The organism is Xanthomonas sp. NCPPB 1068 (assembly GCF_041479385.2).
GTDB classification, from domain to species: Bacteria; Pseudomonadota; Gammaproteobacteria; order Xanthomonadales; family Xanthomonadaceae; genus Xanthomonas; species Xanthomonas cannabis.
Genome location: NZ_CM192986.1, coordinates 2,911,693 through 2,935,860, shown reverse-complemented (window position 1 = coordinate 2,935,860; position 24,168 = coordinate 2,911,693). Strand labels below are relative to the sequence as shown.

Annotated in this window: 20 protein-coding genes; 16 read left to right on the top strand and 4 right to left on the bottom strand. The window is 62.9% G+C overall.

Translation table 11 applies throughout. From position 1 onward, the window contains the following. The first annotated feature begins 79 nt into the window (after positions 1-79). From rbfA to pnp, 4 genes are all read left to right on the top strand, one after another. Positions 80-472 (top strand): 30S ribosome-binding factor RbfA, encoded by a 393-nt coding sequence (gene rbfA / locus ACCQ12_RS12450; RefSeq protein ID WP_039407461.1) that lies wholly within the window; start codon positions 80-82, stop codon positions 470-472. 79 nt (positions 473-551) lie between these two features. Further along, entirely contained in the window at positions 552-1,478 is a 927-nt protein-coding gene (truB, locus tag ACCQ12_RS12445; protein ID WP_372381857.1) for a tRNA pseudouridine(55) synthase TruB, read from the top strand. A 156-nt stretch (positions 1,479-1,634) separates the two neighbouring features. Next, the gene (rpsO, locus tag ACCQ12_RS12440; RefSeq protein WP_005991399.1) at positions 1,635-1,895 is read left to right on the top strand and encodes a 30S ribosomal protein S15; all 261 of its coding nucleotides are present in this window, start codon (positions 1,635-1,637) and stop codon (positions 1,893-1,895) included. Positions 1,896-2,062: 167 nt separating this feature from the next. Then, entirely contained in the window at positions 2,063-4,177 is a 2,115-nt protein-coding gene (gene pnp / locus ACCQ12_RS12435) for a polyribonucleotide nucleotidyltransferase (protein WP_372381856.1), read from the top strand. Positions 4,178-4,552: 375 nt separating this feature from the next. Here the strand turns inward: pnp and ACCQ12_RS12430 are convergent, their stop codons facing one another. From ACCQ12_RS12430 to ACCQ12_RS12420, 3 genes are all read right to left on the bottom strand, one after another. Then, entirely contained in the window at positions 4,553-5,608 is a 1,056-nt protein-coding gene (locus tag ACCQ12_RS12430; protein ID WP_372381855.1) for a DUF2272 domain-containing protein, read from the bottom strand. Between the two features lie 63 nt (positions 5,609-5,671). Further along, positions 5,672-6,553: a carboxylating nicotinate-nucleotide diphosphorylase gene (gene nadC, locus ACCQ12_RS12425; protein ID WP_372381854.1), complete on the bottom strand. Its 882-nt coding sequence runs from the start codon at positions 6,551-6,553 to the stop codon at positions 5,672-5,674. After that, a complete protein-coding gene (locus ACCQ12_RS12420) occupies positions 6,550-6,819 on the bottom strand; it encodes a Trm112 family protein (protein WP_372381853.1) in 270 nt (89 codons plus the stop codon). Before ACCQ12_RS12420 ends, nadC begins: the two co-directional genes overlap by 4 nt. Positions 6,820-6,877: 58 nt before the next feature. On the opposite strand from ACCQ12_RS12420, the gene purE reads away from it, so the two are divergent. Then, positions 6,878-7,381 (top strand): 5-(carboxyamino)imidazole ribonucleotide mutase, encoded by a 504-nt coding sequence (purE, locus tag ACCQ12_RS12415; protein ID WP_372381852.1) that lies wholly within the window; start codon positions 6,878-6,880, stop codon positions 7,379-7,381. Further along, positions 7,378-8,523: a 5-(carboxyamino)imidazole ribonucleotide synthase gene (locus ACCQ12_RS12410; protein ID WP_372381851.1), complete on the top strand. Its 1,146-nt coding sequence runs from the start codon at positions 7,378-7,380 to the stop codon at positions 8,521-8,523. The genes purE and ACCQ12_RS12410 overlap by 4 nt, the downstream gene beginning before the upstream one ends. A 143-nt stretch (positions 8,524-8,666) precedes the next feature. On the opposite strand, the gene ACCQ12_RS12405 is transcribed toward ACCQ12_RS12410, so the two are convergent. After that, positions 8,667-9,245 carry a superoxide dismutase gene (locus ACCQ12_RS12405; RefSeq protein ID WP_039563610.1) on the bottom strand — a complete coding sequence of 193 codons (579 nt, stop codon included), beginning with the start codon at positions 9,243-9,245 and terminating at the stop codon, positions 8,667-8,669. Positions 9,246-9,365: 120 nt separating this feature from the next. On the opposite strand from ACCQ12_RS12405, the gene grxD reads away from it, so the two are divergent. From grxD to ACCQ12_RS12355, 10 genes are all read left to right on the top strand, one after another. Next, a complete protein-coding gene (gene grxD / locus ACCQ12_RS12400; protein ID WP_039407489.1) occupies positions 9,366-9,686 on the top strand; it encodes a Grx4 family monothiol glutaredoxin in 321 nt (106 codons plus the stop codon). Continuing rightward, positions 9,683-10,426, top strand: coding sequence for an SDR family NAD(P)-dependent oxidoreductase (locus ACCQ12_RS12395; protein ID WP_372381850.1), 744 nt, complete (start codon positions 9,683-9,685; stop codon positions 10,424-10,426). The genes grxD and ACCQ12_RS12395 overlap by 4 nt, the downstream gene beginning before the upstream one ends. Further along, positions 10,423-11,022, top strand: a complete 600-nt coding sequence (locus ACCQ12_RS12390) for a YhgN family NAAT transporter (RefSeq protein WP_039407493.1) — start codon at positions 10,423-10,425, stop codon at positions 11,020-11,022. Before ACCQ12_RS12395 ends, ACCQ12_RS12390 begins: the two co-directional genes overlap by 4 nt. Before the next feature lie 361 nt (positions 11,023-11,383). Beyond that, positions 11,384-14,629, top strand: coding sequence for a TonB-dependent receptor (locus tag ACCQ12_RS12385; protein ID WP_166745160.1), 3,246 nt, complete (start codon positions 11,384-11,386; stop codon positions 14,627-14,629). 106 nt (positions 14,630-14,735) lie between these two features. Beyond that, positions 14,736-16,121, top strand: coding sequence for a nucleotide 5'-monophosphate nucleosidase PpnN (gene ppnN / locus ACCQ12_RS12380; protein WP_372381849.1), 1,386 nt, complete (start codon positions 14,736-14,738; stop codon positions 16,119-16,121). Positions 16,122-16,410: 289 nt separating this feature from the next. Next, positions 16,411-16,926 (top strand): GspH/FimT family pseudopilin, encoded by a 516-nt coding sequence (locus ACCQ12_RS12375; RefSeq protein ID WP_047693146.1) that lies wholly within the window; start codon positions 16,411-16,413, stop codon positions 16,924-16,926. After that, entirely contained in the window at positions 16,926-17,405 is a 480-nt protein-coding gene (gene pilV / locus ACCQ12_RS12370; RefSeq protein ID WP_372381848.1) for a type IV pilus modification protein PilV, read from the top strand. Before ACCQ12_RS12375 ends, pilV begins: the two co-directional genes overlap by 1 nt. Further along, positions 17,402-18,658, top strand: a complete 1,257-nt coding sequence (locus ACCQ12_RS12365) for a PilW family protein (RefSeq protein WP_372381847.1) — start codon at positions 17,402-17,404, stop codon at positions 18,656-18,658. The genes pilV and ACCQ12_RS12365 overlap by 4 nt, the downstream gene beginning before the upstream one ends. Positions 18,659-18,660: 2 nt before the next feature. Continuing rightward, entirely contained in the window at positions 18,661-19,134 is a 474-nt protein-coding gene (locus ACCQ12_RS12360; protein ID WP_047693142.1) for a pilus assembly PilX family protein, read from the top strand. A gap of 2 nt (positions 19,135-19,136) precedes the next feature. Beyond that, positions 19,137-24,164 carry a PilC/PilY family type IV pilus protein gene (locus ACCQ12_RS12355; protein ID WP_372381845.1) on the top strand — a complete coding sequence of 1,676 codons (5,028 nt, stop codon included), beginning with the start codon at positions 19,137-19,139 and terminating at the stop codon, positions 24,162-24,164. Positions 24,165-24,168 lie beyond the last annotated feature (4 nt).

Sequence of the window (24,168 nt, the reverse complement as noted above, 5' to 3'; positions counted from 1 at the left end):
GGCGAGGGCGGCATGGCCGCCCACGTTCGTTTTTGGCTTCGGTGCCATCTGGCCCTCCGAATCAACCAGGTCCACGACCATGCCAACCAAATCATTCCATCGCACCGACCGCGTGTCTGCACAGGTGCGTCGCGACCTCGGCACGATCGTGCACGCGGCCGTGCGCGACCACGGCCTGCCGTCGGTCAGCGTTTCCGATGTCGAAATCAGCCGCGACCTGGCGCATGCCAAGGTGTTCGTCACCGCGTTGCAGCAGGAGCGCTCGGCCGAAGCAGTGAAAGGGCTCAAGGAGATTGCCGGCCAGCTGCGCTCGCAGTTGGCGCGTGCAATGAAATTGCGTCACGTGCCGGAGCTGCACTTCCATTACGACGACTCGGTCGATCGCGGCGAGCGCATCGACAATCTGTTGCGTGACCTGGACGACGTTGGCCCCGATGCCACGTCCAGCGACGAAGATGCCGAGCCGCGCTGAGCGCTGTGACGGCCTGCCGCCTTTGCTGCGGCCCTGATTCCCGCGGGCGCGCACGGCGCCCGATTCGAGCACCGATCCTTTGAAACCCCGCATCGTCTATCGCCCGTTGCACGGTATCCTATTGCTGGATAAACCGGCCGGGCTGAGTTCCAACACTGCATTGCAGGCCGCGCGCCGGCTGCTGCGGGCGGAAAAGGGCGGCCATACCGGCAGCCTGGATCCTCTGGCCACCGGCCTGCTGCCGCTCTGCTTTGGCGAAGCCACCAAGATCGCCGGTTTGCTGCTCGGCTCGGCCAAGGCCTACGACGCCGAGATCGTGCTGGGCGTTACCACCGACACCGACGATGCCGATGGAGAGCCGTTGCGTGTGCGTGCGGTGCCCGAGCTTGGCGAAGACGCGTTGCGTGCCGCATTGCTGCCTTTTGTCGGCCGCATCCAGCAGCAGGCGCCGATCTATTCCGCGCTCAAGCAGGGCGGGGAGCCGCTGTACGCCAAGGCCCGGCGTGGCGACGTCATCGAGGCGCCGGTGCGCGAGGTCGAGGTGCAGGCGATCGAAGTGCTGGGCTATGGCGCGCCGCGTCTGCAGCTGCGCGTGACCTGCGGCTCGGGCACCTACATCCGCAGCCTGGCTCGCGACCTGGGCGAGGTGCTCGGCTGCGGTGCGCATATCGCGTCGCTGCGTCGGCGCTGGGTGGAGCCGTTCCGTGCGCCGCAGATGATCACCCTGGAACAGCTGGCCGCCGCGCTGGAGATGGGCACGCAAGCGCAAGATCTGCTGCTGCCGATCCAGGCCGGGCTGGCCGATTTTGCGCAGATCACGCTCGATGAGGCGCATGCGGCCCGGTTCCGGATGGGGCAGCGGCTGCGCGATCCGGCCTTCCCGGCGGGGCAGGTGGCCGTGTTCGGGCCGGATGGAAGCCCGTCGGGACTTGGCCTGGTGGACGCCGACGGACGTCTGTCGCCGCAGCGATTGTTCAACGGACTGAACCAAGAATTGACTTGTTAAGGTTTAGTCAACTTGTTACCCGGGCCGTGCGACGGTACAATTTCGCGGCCCCGATCGGGGCACCTCAGCGCCAAGCGCGCTCATCCCAAGCAAACGGCGAGTCCGGCGGTGCGTCACGCACGTTCCTGTCGACCACGCGTCTATCGAGAAAACATCATGTCCGTCGACACCCAGAAAGTTATTGAAGACAACAAGCGCAGCGCCCAGGACACCGGTTCGCCGGAAGTGCAGGTCGCTCTGCTGACCGCCCGCATCGAGCTGCTGACCGGTCACTTCAAGACCCACAAGAAGGATCACCACAGCCGTCGTGGCCTGCTGCAGATGGTCAACCGTCGCCGCAGCCTGCTCGACTACCTGAAGAAGAAGGACAACGATCGTTACAAGTCCTTGATCGAGAAGCTCGGCCTGCGCCGCTAATCGAGTCCTACCGCCGCGGCGCAGCGATGCGCCGCGGTTTTGTTTTGGTCAATCGCACTAAGTTACTGCAACACGCATTCTTGGGCCGGAGCCTCCCGGCCGCCCGTTCTCGGCATGGGTCGACGACGGTCCAACGCAGACAGCAACACCTAAGGGAAAAAACCTCCGTGGCAAAAATCACCAAAACCTTCCAGTACGGCAAGCACACCGTCACTCTTGAGACGGGCGAAATCGCTCGCCAGGCAGGCGGCGCCGTCATCGTCAAGTTCGACGACACCGTACTGCTGGTCACCGCCGTCGCCGCCAAGAGCGCGCGCGAAGGGCAGGACTTCTTCCCCCTGACGGTCGATTATCAGGAGAAGTTCTACGCCGGCGGCCGCATCCCGGGCGGCTTCTTCAAGCGCGAAGGACGCGCGACCGAGAAGGAAACGTTGATCTCGCGCCTGATCGATCGCCCGATCCGTCCGCTGTTCCCGGAGGACTACAAGAACGAAGTGCAGATCATCGCCACCGTGATGTCGATGAACCCCGACATCGACGGCGATATCGCCGCGCTGATCGGCGCATCGGCCGCGCTGTCGCTGGCCGGTACCCCGTTCAACGGCCCGATCGCTGCGGCGAAGGTCGGTTACAAGAATGGCGAATACATCCTCAACCCGACCGTGACCGAGCTGAAGGATTCGCAGCTGGAGCTGGTCGTGGCCGGTACCGCCAACGCGGTGCTGATGGTCGAGTCCGAAGCCGAGCTGCTGTCGGAAGAAGTGATGCTGGGCGCGGTGACGTTCGGCCATCGCGAGATGCAGAAGGTCATCAACATCATCAACGAGCTGACCGTCGAGGCCGGTACCAAGCCGTCCGATTGGGTGGCTCCGGCCAAGAACGACGGCATGATCGCCGCACTGAAGGAAGCAGTGGGCGAGCAGCTCGCGTCGGCTTTCCAGGTGCGCGACAAGCTGCAACGCCGCGATGCGATTTCGGCGATCAAGAAGGACGTGCTGGGTTCGCTGGCGCCGCGCGCCACGATCGAAGGCTGGGCTGCCGGTGATCTGGCCAAGGAATTCGGCGAGCTGGAATACCAGACCATGCGTGGCTCGGTGCTGAGCACCAAGGTGCGTATCGACGGCCGTGCGCTGGACACCGTGCGTCCGATCAGTGCCAAGGCCGGCGTGTTGCCGCGTACCCACGGCTCGGCACTGTTCACCCGTGGCGAAACGCAGGCGATCGTGATCACCACGCTCGGCACCGCGCGCGACGGTCAGGTCATCGACGCCGTCTCGGGCGAGTACAAAGAGAACTTCCTGTTCCATTACAACTTCCCTCCGTACTCGGTGGGCGAGTGCGGTCGTTTCGGTGCGCCGAAGCGTCGCGAGATCGGCCACGGCCGTCTGGCCAAGCGCGGCGTCCTCGCCGTGATGCCGAGCCTGGAAGAATTCCCGTACACCATCCGCGTTGTCTCGGAAATCACCGAGTCCAACGGTTCCTCGTCGATGGCATCGGTCTGCGGCAGCTCGCTGGCGCTGATGGACGCCGGTGTGCCGATCAAGGCGCCGGTTGCGGGTATCGCGATGGGTCTGGTCAAGGAAGGCAACGACTTCGTCGTGCTGTCGGACATCCTGGGTGACGAAGATCACCTCGGCGACATGGACTTCAAGGTGGCCGGTACTGCCGAAGGCGTGTCCGCGCTGCAGATGGACATCAAGATCGAAGGCATCACCGAAGAGATCATGAGGCAGGCATTGCAGCAGGCCAAGGCCGGCCGTCTGCACATCCTGGGCGAGATGGCGCATGCACTGACCGCCCCGCGTCAGGAGCTGAGCGACTACGCGCCGCGTCTGCTGACCATCAAGATCCACCCGGACAAGATCCGCGAAGTGATCGGCAAGGGTGGCTCGACCATCCAGGCGATCACCAAGGAAACCGGTACCCAGATCGACATCCAGGACGACGGCACGATCATCATCGCCTCGGTCAACGCCATTGCTGCGCAAGCAGCGAAGTCGCGTATCGAGCAGATCACCTCGGACGTGGAGCCGGGCCGCATCTACGAAGGCAAGGTCGCCAAGATCATGGACTTCGGTGCGTTTGTCACCATCCTGCCGGGCAAGGACGGCCTGGTGCACGTCTCGCAGATCTCCAGCGAGCGCGTGGAGAAGGTCGGCGACAAGCTGAAGGAAGGCGATCTGGTGCGCGTCAAGGTGCTGGAAGTGGACAAGCAGGGCCGCATCCGCCTGTCGATCAAGGCAGTGGAAGAAGGCGAGGGCGTGCCGGCTTCGGCCGAGTAAGTGCTGCTGGCTGATGCATCACGCGTGACGCATGATGCGTGACGAAAAAGCGGGCTTCGGCCCGCTTTTTCGTTGTTGGCTCGGAATAACTCGTGCGTTGTTTCTTTCCCAGCGCGAAAAGTACCCTGCAGGGGTAACGAGGCTACGAGCGAAGCCGCGTGCAGTTTCAATGCTGCAGCGGCTTCGCCCCGCAGCCTCACCCCAACCCCTCTCCCGCAACAGAGGGACTTTGATTCCTTCTCCCTCCGGGAGAAGGTGCCCCAAGGGGGCGGATGAGGGTACGTGCAAAGCCTCGTGATATTCGCAATGTAAGTGGCTTCGCCCGCACCCTTACCCCAACCCCTCTCCCGCAGCAGAGGGGCCTTGAAACCGGCTCTACTCAGGTTGCTGTTGCGTCTGCGCAGGCTGCGTCTCCGGGCGCGGCGGCACGACGCGTGGAAAGCCTGGCGGCATCGTTTGTTCCGCGGGCACGATGCCGGGTGGCGGCAGCGGCGCCGTCGGTGGCGGACTGACCACTGCCGCATCCGGGCGCAGCTTCAGCAGTGCGGCCCAATCGCGTCGGTTGAAGTCGCAGAGTTCCTCGTGCGCTGGCGTGCATTCGCTGGCGATCCCGAGACTGTCTTCGTTCTGGTCCTGGCTGCTGTCGGACTGCGGGGGCGGTAACACCACACGGCCTGCGCGATCCAGCGGCATCTTGCGCATCATTACCGTATTGAACACATTGCCGCCGATCAGGTACAGGGTGCGATCGCCCCCGACGTTGGCAGCGACGACCACATCGCAATGCGATTGCCACGGCATCGGTGCGCTGCCACCCAGCGCAGCCTTTAGACCCGCATAGCCGAGCGCCACGCTGCGGCCGCGCAACAGGCACAACATGTCACCGGGCGCAGGCTTTTCGACGGCTGGGTCGGCGAACTGGTACGGCCCGGTGGCACCGTCGTTGTACGCGCTGCGGATGTAGTCCAGATGGCGCGCGGAACGATGGAAGCCGCCGAGGCCGGATTGGGTCATCACCCACGAAATGAAGGCGGCCGACCACGGGTTGTCGATCAGGAACGCGCGGCAATCGCTGGCGGTGTAGCGCGTGCCATCCAGCGCGGCGCAGCTGGATGCACCGGGGCGGCCGCCCATCGAGGCGAGCGTGCCGCTGTCGCGCCAGTAGCCGGCCACGCGTTGCCATGCGACAACGCCATGGTCGGCCAGGTATCCGGATTCGGCTTCGGTCACGCCGAGGCTGGCCAGCCGCCCCTTGGCATCGATAAACGGGTGCTGCCACAGACGGTGCTCATTGCAGGCCGTGCGCACGATGGCGATGGCGGCGGGGCTGGTGCCGAAGCGCGGCGGCATATCGCACACTTCCGCCGCCGCCGCGCTGCCTCCCAATCCAGCAAGCAGCAAGCACATCCACGGCCAGGGTCTTACAGTCATCGAACATTCCGCACGAAATCAGTCCGCGCAGGCTGCCAGAGCGGCCTGCGCGCACGCGTGAAATCACGGCGGGGGCGGGCCGAGTTTGAGCGAGAGATCCACCGCCTGCACATGCTTGGTCAGGCCGCCGATGGAGATGCAGTCCACGCCGTCCTGTGCAATTGCGCGGATGCCCGCCAGGTCGACGCTGCCGGAGACTTCCAGTGGAATGCGTCGATCGCGCGGCAGCGACGCTGCGATACGCACGGCCTCGCGGCGCATGGCCGGGTCGAAGTCGTCGATGAGGATGCGCGTGCAACCGACATGCAATGCCTCGCGCAGCTGCTCCAGCGTTTCCACTTCCACCACCAGCGGCAGCTGCGGTTGCTGCGCGCGTGCGGCATGCACGGCGGCGCTGAGCGAGCCGGCCGCGCGGATATGGTTTTCTTTCAGCATCACCGTGTCGAACAGGCCGATACGGTGATTGTCGCCACCGCCGCAGCGCACCGCGTATTTCTGCGCCAGGCGCAAGCCTGGCAGCGTCTTGCGCGTGTCCAGGATGCGCGCGCCGGTGCCCGCGACGGCTGCTACGTACGCAGCGGTGGTGGTGGCGGTAGCAGACAAGGTCTGCAGGAAGTTGAGCGAGGTCCGCTCGGCGCTGACCAGGCTCCGGCTGCGCCCATGCAGCAGCGCGAGCACGCTGCCGGCGCTGACCTGCTGACCTTCGTGCACCTGCCAGTCGATGCGCACCTGCGGGTCGAGCGTGCGATGGGTGGCGTCGAACCACGGCCTGCCGGCGATCACCGCGTCCTGTTTGCACAGCAGATACGCGCTGTCTGCCTGGTCGGGCAGCAATGCCGCGGTGACATCGCCGCTGCCGATGTCTTCGGCCAGCGCGCGCGCCACGTCGGCATCGATCAGCGCCGCGGGCGGCGGCTCCGGCGCGGTGCGGACGGGCGAACTCACTTTTCGGGGAAGCCGGTGATCTGCGCGGTCGCGATGGCTTCTTCGGCCAGCAAGACCGGGATGCCGTCATCGACGCGGAAGATCTGCTTGCGATCGCGGGTGATCAGCGCCTCGCGCAGCGGCTGTGCCTGCACGGTGCCGTCGGCGCGCTGCAGGCTTCCGCCGGCGATGGCGGTGTTGAGTGCTTCCAGGCCCTTGCCGTCCAGCAGCGAAAGCGGCTGACGGGTATCGGGCGAGCACAGCAGGTCGAGCAATTTGCGATCCATCGAAGTCTTGTCGTGCGTGGAGATTGGCTAGAATACGTCTTTACCGCAGGGCAGGGCCATGACCTCCAACCACTCCGCGCCGCTGGTCGGCATCGTGATGGGCTCCCGTTCGGATTGGGACACCATGCAACACGCAGCTCAGAAGCTCGATGCGCTGGGCGTGCCGTACGAAGTCAAGGTGGTCTCCGCGCACCGCACCCCGGATGTGTTGTTCGCCTATGCCGAGCAGGCAGGCGAGCGCGGCCTGCGCGCAATCATCGCCGGTGCCGGCGGCGCGGCGCATCTGCCGGGCATGCTGGCCGCCAAGACCGCGGTGCCGGTGCTTGGCGTGCCGGTGCAGTCCAAGGCGCTCAACGGCATGGATTCGCTGCTGTCGATCGTGCAGATGCCGGCCGGGATCCCGGTGGCCACCTTTGCGATCGGCAATGCCGGCGCAGCGAATGCGGCCCTGTTCGCAGCGGCGATGCTGGCGCGGGAGCTGCCGCAGGTCGGTGATGCGCTGGCGCAGTTCCGTGCCAGGCAGACCGACGATGTGATGGCCAGCGACGACCCGCGCCAATGAGTACCGTTGGCATTCTCGGTGGCGGCCAGCTGGCGCGCATGCTGGTGCTGGCCGGTGCGCCGCTCGGCCTGCGCTTTGCGGTGTTCGACCCGGCGGCCGATGCCTGCGCAGGGCAGCTGGCGCCGCTGCAGGTTGGCGCGTTCGACGATACGGCGGCCCTGGCCGCATTCGCCGCGCAAGTGGATGTGATCACCTTCGATTTCGAGAACGTGCCGGCCGCCGCCGCGCAGCACCTTGCCGCGCAGGTACCGGTTTTCCCAGGCCCGGATGCCCTGGCAGTGGCGCAGGATCGGCTCAGCGAAAAGACCCTGTTTCGCGAGCTGGGCATTCCGGTGCCGGCGTTCGCCGCCATCGACGATCGCGCCGGCCTGGATGCGGCGTTGGCGCAGATCGGTGCACCGTGCGTGCTCAAGACCCGCCGCTTTGGCTACGACGGCAAAGGCCAGTTCCGGATCAAGACGCTTGCAGACGCTGATGCCGCCTGGGACGCGCTGGGCGCGCAGGGGGCCACGGTGGGGCTGATCCTTGAGGCGTTCGTGCCGTTTCAACGCGAAGTCAGCGTAGTCGCCGTGCGTGGCCGCGACGGTGAATTCCGTGCCTGGCCGCTGACCGAAAACTGGCACGTGGGCGGTGTGCTGTCGGCCAGTCTCGCGCCCGCCCGGGTGGACGAGGCGTTGCAGACGGCTGCCGAAGCGCATGCACGTGCGATTGCCGACAGGCTGGACTATGTGGGCGTGTTCGCGCTGGAGCTGTTCGTGCGCGATGGCCAGCTGCTCGCCAACGAGATCGCGCCGCGGGTGCATAACTCCGGCCACTGGACCATCGAAGGCGCCGAGACCTCGCAGTTCGAAAATCATGTGCGTGCGGTGCTTGGCCTGCCATTGGGCAGCACCGCGATGCGTGGACATGCCTGCATGCTGAACTGGCTGGGCAGCATGCCCGCTGCGGGTGCATTCCTGGCTGTGCCGGGCGGGCATTGGCACGACTACGGCAAGCAGGCACGCGAGGGCCGCAAGGTCGGGCATGCCAGCTTACGTGCCGATACACCGCAGGCGCTGGCGACTGCGCTGGTGCAGGCGGGCAAGGCATTGCAGCGCGATGCACAGGTCGCGCCGGTGGTCGGGCGTCTGCAGGAAGGCTGACTAGCGCGTTGCGGTTTACGCGGCGGTGCCCACGTTCGGCAGTGTACCGGGATGCCGCTCAAGGACAGGAAGGACGGGCCTGCGCTGCTGAAGCGCGTGGGTTGTGCCGCGAGCGGTAACCGAATCGGTTGCCGCTGCGAGGGTCAGCTCAATCGGCTACCCACGAAGTCCCAGTTGATCAGTTTCCAGAACGCGTCCAGGTAGTGCGCGCGGTCCTGCTGGTAGTCCAGGTAATAAGCGTGCTCCCAGATGTCGCAGGCGAGCAGCGGGGTGTCTGGCCCGGTGAGCGGCGTGGAGGCGTTGGGCGTGGCAACGATGGCCAGGGTGCCATCCGGGCGCTGCACCAGCCAGGTCCAGCCCGAGCCGAAGGTGCTCAAGGCCACGCGATTGAACTCCTGCCTGAAATGCACGAAATCGCCGAATGATGCGGCGATGCTGTCGGCCAACCTGCCCAGCGGTTCGCCGCCGCCGCGTGGGCGCAGACACTGCCAGTAGAAGTTGTGGTTCCACACCTGTGCCGCCAGGTGGAACAGCGTGCCCTGCGCCTGCGCGATGATCTCTTCCAGCGTCAGCTCGGCAAACTCGCTGCCTTCGATGCGCGCATTGAGCCGTTCGACCTCGTTGCGATGACAGATGCCGTGGTGCGACTCCAGTGTCGCGGACGAAAGGTGCGGCTCGAGGGCGGCGCGGGAGTAGGGCAGTGCAACGTGTTCGATCGGCATGGTGGCAAGGGCAGCGAAAGGAGTCCGGCGGCAGGTCGCGTGAAGGCTTACAATGCGCGCCTTTGCGGAAGTCTATCCGACCCGGCGGTCGGGCCTGCCGCTCCCAGTCAGGAGAGTCCAATGCCGGTGATGGAACGGATCCAGGCCGAAGTCGAACAACACCCCATCGTGCTGTTCATGAAAGGCACCCCGCAGTACCCGATGTGCGGCTTTTCCAGTCGCGCGGTGCAGGCGCTGGTCGCTGCCGGCGCCGACCAGCTGCGCACGGTCAACGTGCTGGAAGAACCCGAAGTGCGCGCGAATCTGCCGCGCTATTCCAACTGGCCGACCTTCCCGCAACTGTTCATCCACGGCGAGTTGATCGGCGGTTGCGACATCACGCTGGAACTGTTCGAAGCCGGCGAGCTCAAGCGCATTGTCAGCGAGGCCTATCAGCCGTGACCGAAGTGCAGGGCCAGCCCGAAGCGGCTGCCTTGGCCGGGCGGGTCGTGCTGGTGACCGGCGCCGCCGGCGGGCTGGGCAGCGCTGCTGCACAGGCGTGCGCGTCGGCCGGTGCCACGCTGGTGCTGCTCGGCCGCAAACTGCGGCCGCTGGAGCGCGTGTATGACGCGGTGGCCAAGCTCGGCCCCGAGCCATTGCTGTATCCGCTGGATCTGGCAGGTGCCACGCCCGACGACTATGCGGTGCTCGCACAACGGTTGCAGAGCGAACTGGGCGGTCTGCACGGCCTGCTGCAGTGTGCGGCCGAGTTCGGCGGTCTGACGCCGGCCGAACTCGCGGCGCCGGCAGACTTCGCCCGCAGCATCCACGTCAACCTCACCGCACGGGCATGGTTGACGCAGGCCTGCCTGCCGCTGCTGCGGCAGCAGCGCGATGCGGCAGTGGTGCTCGTCGTGGACGATGCTGCACGGATCGGTCAGGCGTACTGGGGCGCGTATGGGGCTGCCCAGTACGCCCAGCACGGCTTGATCGCCAGCCTGCACCACGAAACCGCCGCCGGCCCGGTGCGTATCCACGGCCTGCAGCCCGGCCCGATGCGCACCGCGTTGCGTGCGCGTGCCTTTACCCATCAGGAAGACAGCCAGGCGGCCGACCCCGCAGTGGCGGCGTCGGCCTGCGTCACCCTGTTGTCCATGGCAGGTGCTCCGCACCGCGGTGCGATCTGGAGCCCTTCGGCATGACCATTCTTTCGGCAGCCCTGCTGCTATTTTTGATTCTTGACCCGCTGGGCAACATCCCGGTCTTTCTCAGCGTGCTCAAGCCGCTCCCGCCCAAGCGCCAGCGTTTCGTGCTGGCGCGCGAGCTGCTGATCGCCTTGTGTGTGTTGATGGCGTTCCTGTGGGGCGGTAAATACGCGCTGGAGTTGATGCATCTACGTCAGGAATCGGTGGCGATCGCCGGCGGCATCGTGCTGTTCCTGATCGGCATCCGCATGATCTTCCCGCGGCCGGAGGGCCTGATGGGCGAGATCCCCGATGGCGAGCCCTTCATCGTGCCGTTGGCCATCCCGCTGGTGGCTGGCCCGTCCGGCATGGCCGCGGTCATGCTGATGGGCAGTAACGAGCCCACGCGTCTGTGGGACTGGAGCCTGGCGCTGATGATCGCCTGGATCGGCGCTTCCTCGATCCTGGCCTCGGCGCCGTTGCTGTACAAGCTGCTCGGTCACCGCGCATTGACCGCTGTCGAGCGTCTGATGGGGATGTTGTTGGTCGCCATCTCGGTGCAGATGTTCCTGGATGGCTTGGGCACGTACTTCAAGCTGCCGGTTTCGATTTAAGACGCTTGTCATCAGGCGGGTCGCCTGACCGGTTGCCGCCATCCGCGCGGAAGGGCGTGGTGAGTGCGCGGCGAGACTCCAAGCCGCGACTCCTCGATATGCCGAGACGCACGTCTCGCTCTCTCTGCGACCCGGTGCGCCCTAGCGTGTGCGCCTTCACATGGGCAGTTCATGTTGCACTGCGCGAACTTTGTCACGCCGCCGTCACAATCAGGCCTTAGCGTGTTAATCTGTTGTTAACCGTTGCGGCAGCAACCAGCCGCGCGGCAAGGGACCCCAGATCATCGGCAGCCCACCCCCGGGAACGGTTGGGCTGACTGCGCCTTTTTGTCACTGCCCAACCTGTATCGAGGCTACCGAAATGACCCACCCCCGTTGTCTTCGCATGTCCAAGCTGACGCTTGGCCTTGTCGCCGCACTCGCTGCTGCCCCTGTCTTTGCCCAGAGCACCTCCGCCGGCGTCGCTGGTTTGGTCACCAGCAGCGGCGGCCAGCCGGTCCCGAATGCCGAAGTCACGATCACCCACGTCGAATCGGGCACCGTCAGCCGCGCCACCACCGATGCCAGCGGACGCTACAACGCGCGCGGCCTGCGTGTGGGTGGGCCGTACACGATCACCATCACCAAGTCCGGCGAAGGCACCAAGACCGAAGAGGGCGTGTACCTGAACCTCAATCAGGTCAATAGCGTCGACGCTTCCCTGGGCGGCGACGTCACCACGCTTGGCGCGGTGCAGGCCATCGGTGGCGACTACGGCTCGGCGCTGTTCAGCGCCAACAAGATGGGCACGGGCACCAACGTGACCCGCGAGCAGATCGAATCGCTGCCGTCGATCAACCGCAACCTGCAGGACTATGTGCGCCTGGATCCGCGTGTGGCGCAGACCGACAAGGCGCGTAACGAGATTTCCGTGGGCGGCCAGAATCCGCGCTTCAACCTGATCCGCGTCGATGGCATCAGCACCAACGACGCGTTCGGTCTCGAATCCAACGGCCTGCCGACGCCTCGCCAGCCGTTCTCGATGGATGTCATCGACGAAATCTCCGTCGACGTGGCCAACTACGACGTGACCATCACCGGCGCCACCGGCGGCGTGATCAATGCGGTCACCAAGTCCGGTACCAACGAATTCCACGGATCGGTGTACGGCACCTACCGTGAGAACGATTGGTCGGGCAAGAACCAGAATGACATCCGTCCGCAGCTGTTCGACAACGAAACCACCTACGGTTTGACCCTGGGCGGCCCGGTCATCAAGGACAAGCTGTTCTTCTTCGCCAACTACGAAAAGTACAAGGGCAAGGGCGTGTTCACCGGCGCTTCCGGCTACGGTCCTCTGGGGTCGGGCGAGAGCAATATCGTCGGTATTTCGCAGGCGCAGGTCGATCAGATCATCGACATCTCGCGCAATGTCTATGGTTTCGATCCGGGAACCCTGGCGCTGCCGGCCCTGGATTCGGATTCGGAAGAAAAGGGCTTCAAGCTCGACTGGAATATCTCCGACAAGCACCGTGCGTCGGTTCGTTACGGCGAGAGCGAGCAGAGCACTGCCAATCTCAATGGTTTCGGCAATCAGGCGCTGTCGCTGAATTCGTTCCACTACGTTCGCGATTTCAGCCTCAAGACATACACGGCGCAGCTTTTCAGTGACTGGACGGACATGTTCTCCACCGAAGCCAAGGTGTCGTACCGCGATTACTCGGCAGTGCGTACCGCTGCATCGCAGCTGCCGGCCATTGCTGTGCGGATCAATAACAACACCGTCAACTTGGGCACTGAGCAGAGCACCCAGGCCAACGAACTGCGAACCGAAACCTGGAACGCCTTCTTTGCCGGCACGTTGTTCTTGAACGACCACACCGTCAAGTTCGGCTTCGACTATGAAGATAACGACCTGTTCAATCTGTTCGGTCAGCGTGTCTTCGGTTCCTACACGTTCAATTCGATTGCCGATTACGCAGCCAATCGTCCGCTGAACTACCGTTATTCGCGCTCCAACAGCGGCAACATCGACGACATCGCGGCCAACTGGGGCATGCGCAATGTCGGCGTGTTCTTGCAGGATACGTGGGCCGTCAACAACAACCTGACGCTGACGTTCGGTGTGCGTTATGACGAGCCGATGGTCAAGAACAGCCCGGCCTACAATGCAACCGCGTCGACGCTGTTCGGCTTCCGCAACGACCAGACCATCGATGGCAACGGATTGTTCGAGCCGCGCTTCGGTTTCAACTATACATTCGACAGCGATCGCCCCACCCAGTTGCGCGGCGGCGTAGGCCTGTTCCAGGGTGCCGCGGCAACCGTGTGGTTGTCCAACCCGTACTCCAACACCGGCCTGGCGTATACCGATTACAACTTCTCCAGCCAGACGCTGGTGAACACCAACGGCATTCGCTTCACGCCTGACATCAACAATCAGCCGACTGGTAATGGTTCGTTGAATGGCGCTACGCAGTCCGTCGACTTCGTCGACAGCAAGCTGGGTCAGCCGTCGGTGTGGAAGGCCAACCTGGCATTCGATACCGAACTGCCCTGGTACGGCATCGTGGCATCTGCCGAGGCGGTGGTAACCAAGGTCAACGAGGCGATCTACTACCAGCAGCTCAATCTGGGCAATACCAGCCGCGTGGGTCAGGATGGTCGTAACCTGTACTGGAATACTGCAGGCTTGAATCCGGCCTGCTGGCTGGAGGACGGCCGTAACCCGACCGGTGCCGGCGCTCCGGCGGCTTGTGTGCGCGGCACCGCTTCGGTGGTCGATGCGCGCGGTTCGCGTGATCCGCGTTTCAACGATGCGATCATCGCGCGTCCCACCGACAAGGGTGGCAGCGAGAGCTTTACCGTCGGCCTGAACAAGCCCTTCAATGGCGGTGACTGGTCGTGGGGCCTGTACTACACCTACACCGACGCCGACGAAGTCAGCGGCCTGACCAGTTCGACCTCGGGTTCGCAGCTGGGCAACAACGCGGTCTTCCAGGCCAACGAAAATGTTGCCTCGACCGCTGCGTATGAGGTCAAGAACAGCATCCTCGGCACCTTGAACTGGAAGCATGCGTTCTTCGGCGACTATGAAACCAAGTTGGGCCTGATCTACCAGGGCCGCAATGGTCGTCCGTACAGCTACGCCTTCGATAACGATGCCAATGGCGACGGTCGCTTGAACGACCTGCTGTACATCCCGGCCGGTCGCGGCGATGTGCTGTTCGGTACCGCTCGAGAAGAACAGGCGTTCTGGAACTACATCGAAGGCAACGAGTATCTGGCTGCCCGCCGTGGTCAGGTCGCCGAGCGCAACGGCGCACGCAACTCCTGGATCAACCAGTTCGATCTGCATATCGAGCAAGAGATCCCGGGCTTCTTCAAGGACAACAAGGCCTCCCTCTGGCTTGACGTCATGAACGTCGGCAACCTGCTCAACAAGAAGTGGGGCCGTGTCGAGGAGTATGGCTTCCCGGGCATGCGTGGTGTCGTGGAATACGGCGGTATCGATGCGGCCAGCGGCAAGTACGTGTATCGCTTCAACACACCGGACCAGTCCACGGTCTATGACGATCGCGGCATCTCCCGCTGGGCGCTGCAGCTGGGCTTCCGCTACCAGTTCTGATCGCGGTTAGCGTGTCGTGTGTTGCGGAAACGGCCGGGGCAACCCGGCCGTTTTCTTTTCGGCGGGTGAGTACGCTAAAGTTCCTGAGATACGACAGGAGCAAGCTATGGAACTCAGCAGTACGGCAGCACGGGCGCTGCCGGTGGTGGACGCGCGGATCTACCCGCGTGGTGGCCTGGACGTCTTGTCCAAGGCGGAAGTGGCCCGGCTGCGCGATGCCTCCAGTGGCGGCATGCACGAGTTGCTGCGCCGTTGCGCGCTGGCCGTGCTGACCAGTGGCAGTGCCTCGGACGACCCGCGCGCCGCGCGCGACCTGTATCCGGATTTCGATATCCAGGTGAACCAGCAGGACCGCGGTATCCGCATCGATCTGATCAATGCCCCGGCGATGGCATTCGTGGACGGCGAGATCATTCGCGGCGTGGCCGAGCTGCTGTTCGCCGTCGTGCGCGACCTGGCCTACATGGCCATCGAGCTTGAGGCCCAGCGCGGCGATCTGGACACCAGCGAAGGCATCACCAATGCGGTGTTCGGCCAGCTGCGTAACGCGCGCATCCTGCAGCCGTCGGACCCGAACCTGGTCGTGTGCTGGGGCGGGCATTCCATCTCGCGCGACGAGTATCTCTACACCAAGCAGGTGGGTTACGAGCTAGGCCTGCGCGGCCTGGACATCTGCACGGGCTGCGGACCGGGCGCGATGAAGGGCCCGATGAAAGGCGCGACGATTGCCCATGCAAAGCAGCGCAAGCACCACACGCGCTACATCGGCGTGACCGAGCCCGGCATCATCGCGGCCGAATCGCCCAACCCGATCGTCAACCACCTGGTGATCATGCCGGACATCGAGAAGCGCCTGGAGGCCTTCGTCCGCATCGGCCACGGCATCCTGGTGTTCCCAGGCGGTGTCGGCACCGCCGAAGAGATCCTTTACCTGCTCGGCATTCTGCTGCGTGAGGAAAATGCGAGCCTGCCGTTCCCGCTGATCCTGACCGGCCCGACCATCGCCGCGCCGTACTTCGCGCAGATCGACCGCTTCATCCGCCTGACCCTGGGCAATGCCGCCGCCTCCCGTTACGAAATCATCGTCGGCGACCCGGTCGCCGTGGCGCGCCGCATGGCCGAAGGCATCCACGAGGTGCGCGCGCACCGCAAGGACCAGAAGGATTCGTACTACTTCAACTGGTCGGTGCACATCCCGCTCGAGTACCAGCAACCGTTCGAGCCCAGCCACGAGGCCATGGCCGCCCTGGACCTGCACCACGGCCGCCCGGCACCGGCATTAGCCGCCGACCTACGCCGCGCCTTCTCCGGCATCGTCGCCGGCAACGTGAAGGAAGACGGCATGCGCCGCATCGAAGAATTCGGCCCGTTCGAAATCAACGGCGACCCCGACATCATGCAGGCCCTGGACGAGCTCCTGCGCGGCTTTGTTGAACAGCGCCGGATGAAGATTTCCGGGGATTACCGGCCTTGTTATCGGGTGGTGACCTGAGGACAGCCGCCGTGCCTGGCTGCGGCCAGTGCACGGCAACGGCCTAAACGGCCGAGAGTGCGGTGCATAACCGAGGCTGCAATGTTGAAATGCATCTTCGCAGTTTCACTTTGGTGGTCGCCATCTAGGGGGGGGCACCTGGTCTGACGTGAACGAAAGGCTGCACTGCGACGCCAACGGCCTGCAAGCGTTGACGTTTGTCTGCCGTTTCCTGCCGCTCGTCAGCGGATGGTTGCGAGCTTCCTGAACGTCTCCCACTCTATGCCAATCAACGCTGGGGAGCGTATAGATGAATCAACTGCGTGTCCGGGGTTTCACTCTGGTGGAACTTCTCGTCACGATTGCGGTGGTGGCCGTGTTGGCGGCCATTGCATTGCCGTCCTTTCGAGGGGTCATTCGCTCCAATCAGGCGGCCACCACTGCTAACGAATTGGTCGCATCCTTGGCGCTGGCGCGCAGCGAGGCAATCCGTAGCACCCGTGGCGGTGGAATCTGCCCGAGTTCGGACGGGACGACCTGCGGCGGTCAATGGTCCAGTGGCTGGATTGCCTGGTCCGATGCCAACGCAAATGGCGCCCTTGATGTGGGCGAGACGGTTCTGCGCTACACCAAGGTCAACCCGAACATCACCGTCACCGGGACGGGTGTTACCGCTGTCGCATTCGACGCCCGGGCGCGTCGCCTCGCGTCGGCCGATCAGGTGCTGACCCTGCGTCCGGGGACCTGCCCTTCGGGCCAGGAATTGGTGCGAACGGTGACAGTGACCAGCACCGGCCACACCCGCATCGTGAAGAGTAACTGCTGATGATCAGACCCAACCCACGGTCGCTTACGCATCGCCGGATGTCCGGCTTTTCGCTCATAGAAGTCCTGATCGCGCTGTTGATTCTGGGCGTCGGTCTGCTGGGCTTTGCGCTGCTGCAGACGAACAACGTCCGTTTCACCAAAAGCGCGCAGCAACGGACGATCGCCAGCAATCTTGCCTACGAGGTGATCGATTTGATGCGCGCTCAGCGCAGCATGGTCGGATACTACACCGCGATCACTTACGGTAGTTTCGATGGCATCGGTGGCACCAACTGCGCCAGACCGGTCGACAGTTCGCCCACTGAGGCGATGAGCCGCTGGAGATGCGATGTAGTGCGAGCGCTTCCGGATGGCAAGGCACAGGTCATCCTTGAATCCAACGGTGAAGTGACCGTGACGGTGCGCTGGGGCGATCAGACCTGGTTGACCGACGTCGACAAACAAGTCACCGCATTCAGCGTGAAGAGCCGTCTATGAAGAGCAACGCAAGACCGCCGGCAGCCGCGGCAAGCACCGGCCTTTCGCTTATCGAACTGATGATCGCGCTGTTAATCAGCTCCCTGCTCCTGCTTGGAGTGATTCAGGTGTTCTCGGCGTCACGCACGGCGTATCAGCTTTCCCAGGCAATCGCGCGCAATCAGGAGAATGGCCGTTTCGCCATGGATTTCCTCACGCGGGATATTCGTATGGCTGGCCATGCGGGATGTGTCAATGACCAATCTCTGTTGAGCACGGATGCCAGCGGCAATCCTACGGGGGGCAACATCCGATCGCTGTTCCTGACCGCTGCCGATCGCAACAGCAATACCGTTGCCAACCAGCCGTTTCCGTTGCGATTCGACGTCTCCATCCAGGGCTTCGAAGCTGCCGGAACTCAAAATGGCGGCACCTTGACCTTGCCAGCCACACCGGTGGCAGGGGTGGCCAGCGACTGGAGCCCGGCATTGCCGACCGAGTTGGGGGGTCTGAATCCAATCAAGGGCAGCGACATCATCGTGCTGCGTTACTTTTCGCCAATCGAAGAAATGGTGACCGGATTCGCGCCGGGCAGCAACCCAACGATCTCCTATCCCGATGAGTCGGCAGCAGGTAGTACCAAGGTGGCCATCGGCGGCAGTGGGCTTTATGCGATCGCGGATTGCAAGGGGGCAACGGTCTTCCAGGCAAGTGCGGCACCCACGGCTACGGGGATGCAGGTGGCCGTCGGTGGGCTCAACAAGACGAGCCTGGCTTTCCTGGGTACCTACGATGGCGCGCTTGCATTTCGTCCCGGCAATGCCTCGCTATTTCGCGCGGAGTCGGTTGCCTATTACATCGCCTTGAACGCACAGACCAACACGCCCTCGCTGTACCGTGCAAGGTGGACGTCGGTACCTGCCGCGACTAGCCTGACCACGACGGTGGAAGAGGTGGTGGAGGGCGTGGAGTTGATGCAGTTTGCGTATGGGGAAGACAGCGCGCCATTGACCGGTCCACCATCTGGTTACATCAGCAACACCAACACCGCCAATACCCTGGGCGGGCTTACGAATGCACCGCGCTGGCGTCGTGTTGGCGCCGTGCAGATCGGCTTACTGGTGCGCGGAGCAAGTTCCGAGACGGCGGCCACCCGTCAGGCCGCCGTGGCGCCGTCGGTGCTCGCAGTGACCGTCACGCCCCCTGGCGATGGACAGTATCGGTCCGTTTACGAAACCACGGTCGCACTTCGCAACAGACTATTCGGTAATTAGTGATGAAGATACCCACCTTCAACAGCGTTTCCGCGCAGCGAGGTGCCGTGTTGTACGTGGCGCTCATCATGCTGATCCTGTTGGCGCTGATTGGCGTTGTCGGAATGCAGGTCGCGACCATGCAGGAGCGCATGTCTGCAAACTATCTGGCGGCCAACGCCGCTTTTCAGCAAGCCGAGCGTCGAGTGCGGGAACGCGAAGCCACGATTAACAGCGGCACCGAATATACCTACGAAAATTGCCAGGTTCCCTATGATCCGGCGGCCTGGGCACAGGCAGTGGGAGATGATGTGGTGTTCGTTGCCCGTACCCGTAATATCAGTATCTGCACCCAGCAGTGCAGCGCCGGCAGCGGCGTGGACCAGTCGGAAAGCGGCTGCAATATGTTCAGAACCACGGTATTCAGTCGCGATCGTGACTCCGTGGATGCCTCTTCGTCCCTGTCAGCTGTCGACACGATCTTCGTTAGGCCTTGATCATGAAAACCAATTTCCTGAAGTACCTCATCCCGGCCGGCATTCTGGCTGCGGCGGGTTTTCTGATCCAGGCCGGCATCTCCGCGCCCGGTCCGTTGGATATTGCGCAGGCGCCGCTGTTCACGCGCAACGTCATCCCGCCGCTCAACATGCTGGTCATGGGGCGGGATCACAAGCTGTACTACGAGGCGTACAACGATGCGTCCGATCTGAATAACGATCGCGTATTGGATGTCGGTTACAAACCGGACCAGATTACCTACTACGGCTACTACAACTCCAATGTCTGCTACCGAGCGACCGGCGCCCGTTTTCAGCCGGTGTCGGTAGCAACTGGCACCAATCGAAAGCAATGCTCTGGCGCGTGGAGCGGCGACTTTCTGAATTACGTCACTACCTCGCGCATGGATGCCTTGCGGAAGGTGCTGTTCGGTGGGTATCGCGTCACGGACACTGCGACGCAGACGATTCTGCAGGCTTCCTTTACTCCCCAGGATGCGCACAGCTGGGGTAAGGAATATGCCAGCGTAGAGCGTGATGGCTACGATATCTCTAATTACGCGCCGCTGAGTCAGCCGGCTTCTGGGCGTTACCACTTGTTTGCGGTCACTACCCTAAGCGATAACGGCATACCGCAAATGCGGGTCCTCAGCAATTCGTCATACCGGATATGGAATTGGGTGTCCATTGAGCGACCCGTAGCTGGTGACGACTGTTTCACTGTCAACAGCACCAAGGTCAATTGTCTGGCCTCCACTGAAAGTTGGGAACTGGTTCCGGCGTCCAGTTATAATAACCTTACGATAACGACGTGGCGTTCCAGTACCGTTGCCAATAACGCAGCGGAGATGACAACTAATTTCAATGCACTTCCGAATGGTCAACGTTGCGGTTCTGGTGCGATAAGCGTCATCAATAGAAGTGGTGGCAATAATAATCCGTTCGTTACCAACCAGAACGGCTGCCGGCAGGACAATTATTCGACGCAGTTCTCTGGGGAAATCGTCATTCCAACTGCGGGCACGTACGAGTTTGCGGTCAATGGCGACGATGCGGTGGAGGTCCAGATCGCGGGCACAGTGGTTGCCGGCTGGTATGGCGGGCATGGGCAGGACAGCAGTCCCGCGGCGCTCACGTCGCATTCCGGATCGATTTCGCTGGCGCGTGGCACCTATACGGTAAGATTCCGCCACCAGGAAGGTGCCGGAGACGACAACTGGCAGCTTTACTGGAGGCGGACTTCGCAAGGCGGCTCAAGTGCGATGACTAACTATCCGTTGCAAGTGGAGGTCTGCCCAAGCGATGCCGCTTTGCGCGATCCAACCTGCAAGGTTTATGCGAACAATTCGTCGTACAAGCCGACCGGCATCCTGCATGACTACGGCGAAACCGATCGGATGTATTTCGGCTTGCTGACAGGTTCTTATCAGAAGAACACGGCTGGCGGCATATTGCATAGCAATATGGCGAGTTTCTCGCGCGAGGTGAATCCAAATACCGGTCAGTTCTGCCTCAATGGCGCCTGCGCTGGCGGAGATGTCAAGGGTATCGTGCATACCATCAGCACGTTCCGTACCCTGGATTTCAATTACGGTAATTACACCTACGGGTGTGGATGGATTGTTGATCGTCCGGTCAATGCGGGCGAGTGCTGGATGTGGGGAAATCCGGTCGCTGAGATGATGTACGAAACGCTCCGATACTTCGGAGGCGCAAATGGGCCCCGTCCGGAGTACGACATTGGTACCGCATCGCAGGACTTCGCCACTCTTCAGCTTTCCAATCCAACCTGGCGTTCGCCTTACAAGGCGAGTGCGGACGGCGGTGGCGGTTATCCGATCTGTGCGCAGCCGACCATGACCGTGCTGAGCGACATCAATCCCTCCTACGACTTCAAGGTGCCTGGATCGCGGTGGTCCAGCATCAGCGCTGCGGGTGATCCGACGTCTCTGCAAGGGCTGAATGTGTCCACGGAGGCGGATGCGATCTGGCAAGCGGAAGGGGGCGGTAGCCGCCAGGTCTTCATTGGTGAGTCCAACGGGGTGGCCGACAACGCGCCCACGCCGAAGCTCGCTACCAATATGTCCACGTTGCGGGGTCTTGCGCCGGAGGAGCCCAGCAAGCAGGGCACTTATTATTCGGCTGCTGTTGCGCGATACGGTGCGAACAACAAGATCGGCGGGGACAAGCGCGTTCGTACGTACTCGGTGGCGCTGGCGTCGCCGTTGCCCAAGTTCGACTTTCCGGTGGGCAACGGGCGTGTGACCCTGGTGCCGTTCGCAAAGTCCGTGGGAGGTGGTGCGATCTCTGCAACCGGCGCTTTCCAGCCCACCGATCAGATCGTCGATTTCTACGTACAGCGCGTGGCCAATACTTCCGGGACGTCCGGTAGGGATTACGACGCCAGCGTCAATGGCGGACGTCCCTACGCTGAATTCCGGATCAACTACGAAGACGTGGAGCAGGGCGCCGACCATGACATGGATGCCATCGCGCTCTACACCTTGGCAGTAGATGCGACCAATCAACTGCAGGTAACGCTCAGGTCGGAATATGCGGCAGGCAGTTACGATCAGCACATGGGCTATGTCATTTCCGGTACCACCCAGGATGGTGTCTATCTCGAGGTCTGCGACTTGCGGGACGGAACGGCCAATGACGGCACGCGCGGTAGCTGTGCCAATCAGACTGCCTATCGCTTCAATACGCCACCGGGGCGCCGCCCGGGCTACTGCAACACGGCATCCATGCCTTCCGATTGCACCGGGTTGCCGCCGACGACGACCCGTGCATTCTCGGTGGGAACGACCCCAGGCGCCACGCTGCTCAGGGATCCACTCTGGTACGCCGCCAAGTACGGCAATGATCAGGGGGTGACGGTTGATGCCGATGGCAATCCGACCAATTACTTCCTGGTCAGCAATCCGCTCGATCTCAGGAATCAGCTTGGCAAGGCGTTCGACTCCATCCAGAATCAGGCAGGCAGCAGTGGCTCCATCGCCATCGCGGGAACGCGTGTTTCGTCGGGTTCCTTCGGTGTGGTTCCCTCCTATTCCACGACCAACGACGGGCAGGACTGGGTGGGTAACCTGACTGCCTATCAGGTTAGTCAGAATGGGACGCTGGGTAATCCCTTGTGGTCGGCAAGTACTGCGATGCCGACCGATAGCACCGGGGTCGCTGCGAAGACGATCTTTACCGCGCTCTCCAATGTGACCAATACCAATCGCGCTACCGCAGTGCGGCCCTTCGAAGCGTCTCGCTTGGTGGCGACCTCGAGTGGAAGCGCGGCAACGGATGCGTCGGAGATTTTCAATCGACTTGGCTACACAGCCGGGCAGGTCACCGCGAATTTCGGCGGCTCGGTAACGCCTGCTCAGTTGGTCGGTTACCTGCGCGGCGAAAAGTCAATGGAGGGTACGACGCTCAATACCGCGCCATTCCGCCGTCGTAGCGGGCCATTGGGCGACATCATCAATTCGTCGCCGGTGATCGCCACGCGCCGCGCCAACTACGGCTGGGCGGCTGCCAGCGGACTCTCGGATACGGCGCGTAGCAGCTATACCACGTTCGTGAATTCCCGCACTGCATCGTCGGCGCGCGAGCATGTGTTTGTCGGCGCGAACGACGGCATGTTGCACGCGTTCGACGATACCGGTGTCGAGAAGTTCAGCTACATCCCGAATGGCGTGCTCAATCGCATGGCGTATCTGGCCGATCGTAGCTATCAGCACCGCTATTACGTGGATGGAAAGCTCACGCTGGGCGACGCGTACATCGGTGACAGCTGGCGCTCGGTTCTATTGGGCGGAACTGGCGCGGGCGGGCGCTCGATCTTTGCGCTCGACGTCACTTCCCCTAGTACGTTCGCGGCCTCTAACGTTCTCTGGGAGTTCAATAGCACCAGTGATGCGGATATGGGCTTCACCATGGGACGGCCACAGATTGTTCCGCTGCAGGACGGCACTTGGGCTGCCATCTTCGGGAATGGTTACAACAGTGCCAGCGGCAAGGCGGTGCTGTTCGTGGTCAATTTGGCGACCGGTGCGGTGATCAAGAAGATCGAAGCAGTCGGCGACTCTGATCCGACCGAGGTCACCACTACTAACCTGGGCTACAACGGACTCGGAAACCTTGCGGTCGTCGATACCAATGGCGATGGGCTGGTTGACACCGTTTATGGCGGTGATCTGCACGGCAACATGTGGAAGTTCAATCTTGGCGGCACCGATGCAAGTGGGTGGGGGGTTGCCTATGCCGATGGATTGGGAAATCGGCGTCCGCTGTTCGTTGCGCGCGATAGCCTCGGCAATCGTCAACCGATCACGGGCAGCGTCGAAGTAGCGGTTGGGCCCGGCACTGGCTACATGGTCTATTTTGGAACGGGGCGCTACTTCGTTGTGGGCGATAACAGCAGCAACAACGTGGGCACGTTCTATGGCATCTGGGACAACGGGACAGCCGTGACCGGGCGAGCCGACCTGGTCGAGCAGAGAATTACTTCAAGCACGTCGACCAGCCGCGATATCACGCGCAATCCGGTGAGCTATCTGACCAAGCGCGGGTGGTACATCGATCTGGTCGCGGACAGGCTGGATCCAAAGGGAGAGCGCTTTATCGGTACCCCGTCGATCCAGGGGGGACGTGTGTTCTTTCCCACCTATGTGCCCGGCGTCAGCGTCAACTGCAACCCCGGCGGCACGAACTGGCTTTACATCCTTGATGCCACCACGGGAGGTGCGGCGGTCGGTACGGTCACGCTTCCTGATGGAAGCTCTAGAGGCGGAAGTGGGGCAGGGGCGGTCGCTGCCGGCGGCGACGCGCCCAACCAAGGAGTCGGGATCACGCGTCCGGTGCCCCCATCACCGCCCTACTGCACGCCGGGGACACCCGGCTGCCCGCTCCCGCCGACACCAGGAACGCCAACCGATTCACGCTGCAGCGAAGTGATCCTGGATCCCAGTGATCCAACCAAGTCGATGTCCATGTTGCGCGCCTGCGGGCGCCAGTCCTGGCGACAGTTGAGGTGATGCG

Bases quoted from the DNA above. Each gene is read 5' to 3' on its own strand.
- grxD (WP_039407489.1), top strand. From the start codon at position 9,366: ATGCCGGTGATGGAACGGATCCAGGCCGAAGTCGAACAACACCCCATC.
- purE (WP_372381852.1), top strand. From the start codon at position 6,878: ATGACCTCCAACCACTCCGCGCCGCTGGTCGGCATCGTGATGGGCTCC.
- ACCQ12_RS12405 (WP_039563610.1), bottom strand. From the start codon at position 9,245: ATGCCGATCGAACACGTTGCACTGCCCTACTCCCGCGCCGCCCTCGAG.
- ACCQ12_RS12390 (WP_039407493.1), top strand. From the start codon at position 10,423: ATGACCATTCTTTCGGCAGCCCTGCTGCTATTTTTGATTCTTGACCCG.
- ACCQ12_RS12360 (WP_047693142.1), top strand. From the start codon at position 18,661: ATGAAGATACCCACCTTCAACAGCGTTTCCGCGCAGCGAGGTGCCGTG.
- ACCQ12_RS12375 (WP_047693146.1), top strand. From the start codon at position 16,411: ATGAATCAACTGCGTGTCCGGGGTTTCACTCTGGTGGAACTTCTCGTC.
- ppnN (WP_372381849.1), top strand. From the start codon at position 14,736: ATGGAACTCAGCAGTACGGCAGCACGGGCGCTGCCGGTGGTGGACGCG.
- pilV (WP_372381848.1), top strand. From the start codon at position 16,926: ATGATCAGACCCAACCCACGGTCGCTTACGCATCGCCGGATGTCCGGC.
- rpsO (WP_005991399.1), top strand. From the start codon at position 1,635: ATGTCCGTCGACACCCAGAAAGTTATTGAAGACAACAAGCGCAGCGCC.
- ACCQ12_RS12385 (WP_166745160.1), top strand. From the start codon at position 11,384: ATGACCCACCCCCGTTGTCTTCGCATGTCCAAGCTGACGCTTGGCCTT.
- ACCQ12_RS12420 (WP_372381853.1), bottom strand. From the start codon at position 6,819: ATGGATCGCAAATTGCTCGACCTGCTGTGCTCGCCCGATACCCGTCAG.
- ACCQ12_RS12430 (WP_372381855.1), bottom strand. From the start codon at position 5,608: ATGACTGTAAGACCCTGGCCGTGGATGTGCTTGCTGCTTGCTGGATTG.
- ACCQ12_RS12355 (WP_372381845.1), top strand. From the start codon at position 19,137: ATGAAAACCAATTTCCTGAAGTACCTCATCCCGGCCGGCATTCTGGCT.
- rbfA (WP_039407461.1), top strand. From the start codon at position 80: ATGCCAACCAAATCATTCCATCGCACCGACCGCGTGTCTGCACAGGTG.
- ACCQ12_RS12410 (WP_372381851.1), top strand. From the start codon at position 7,378: ATGAGTACCGTTGGCATTCTCGGTGGCGGCCAGCTGGCGCGCATGCTG.
- ACCQ12_RS12365 (WP_372381847.1), top strand. From the start codon at position 17,402: ATGAAGAGCAACGCAAGACCGCCGGCAGCCGCGGCAAGCACCGGCCTT.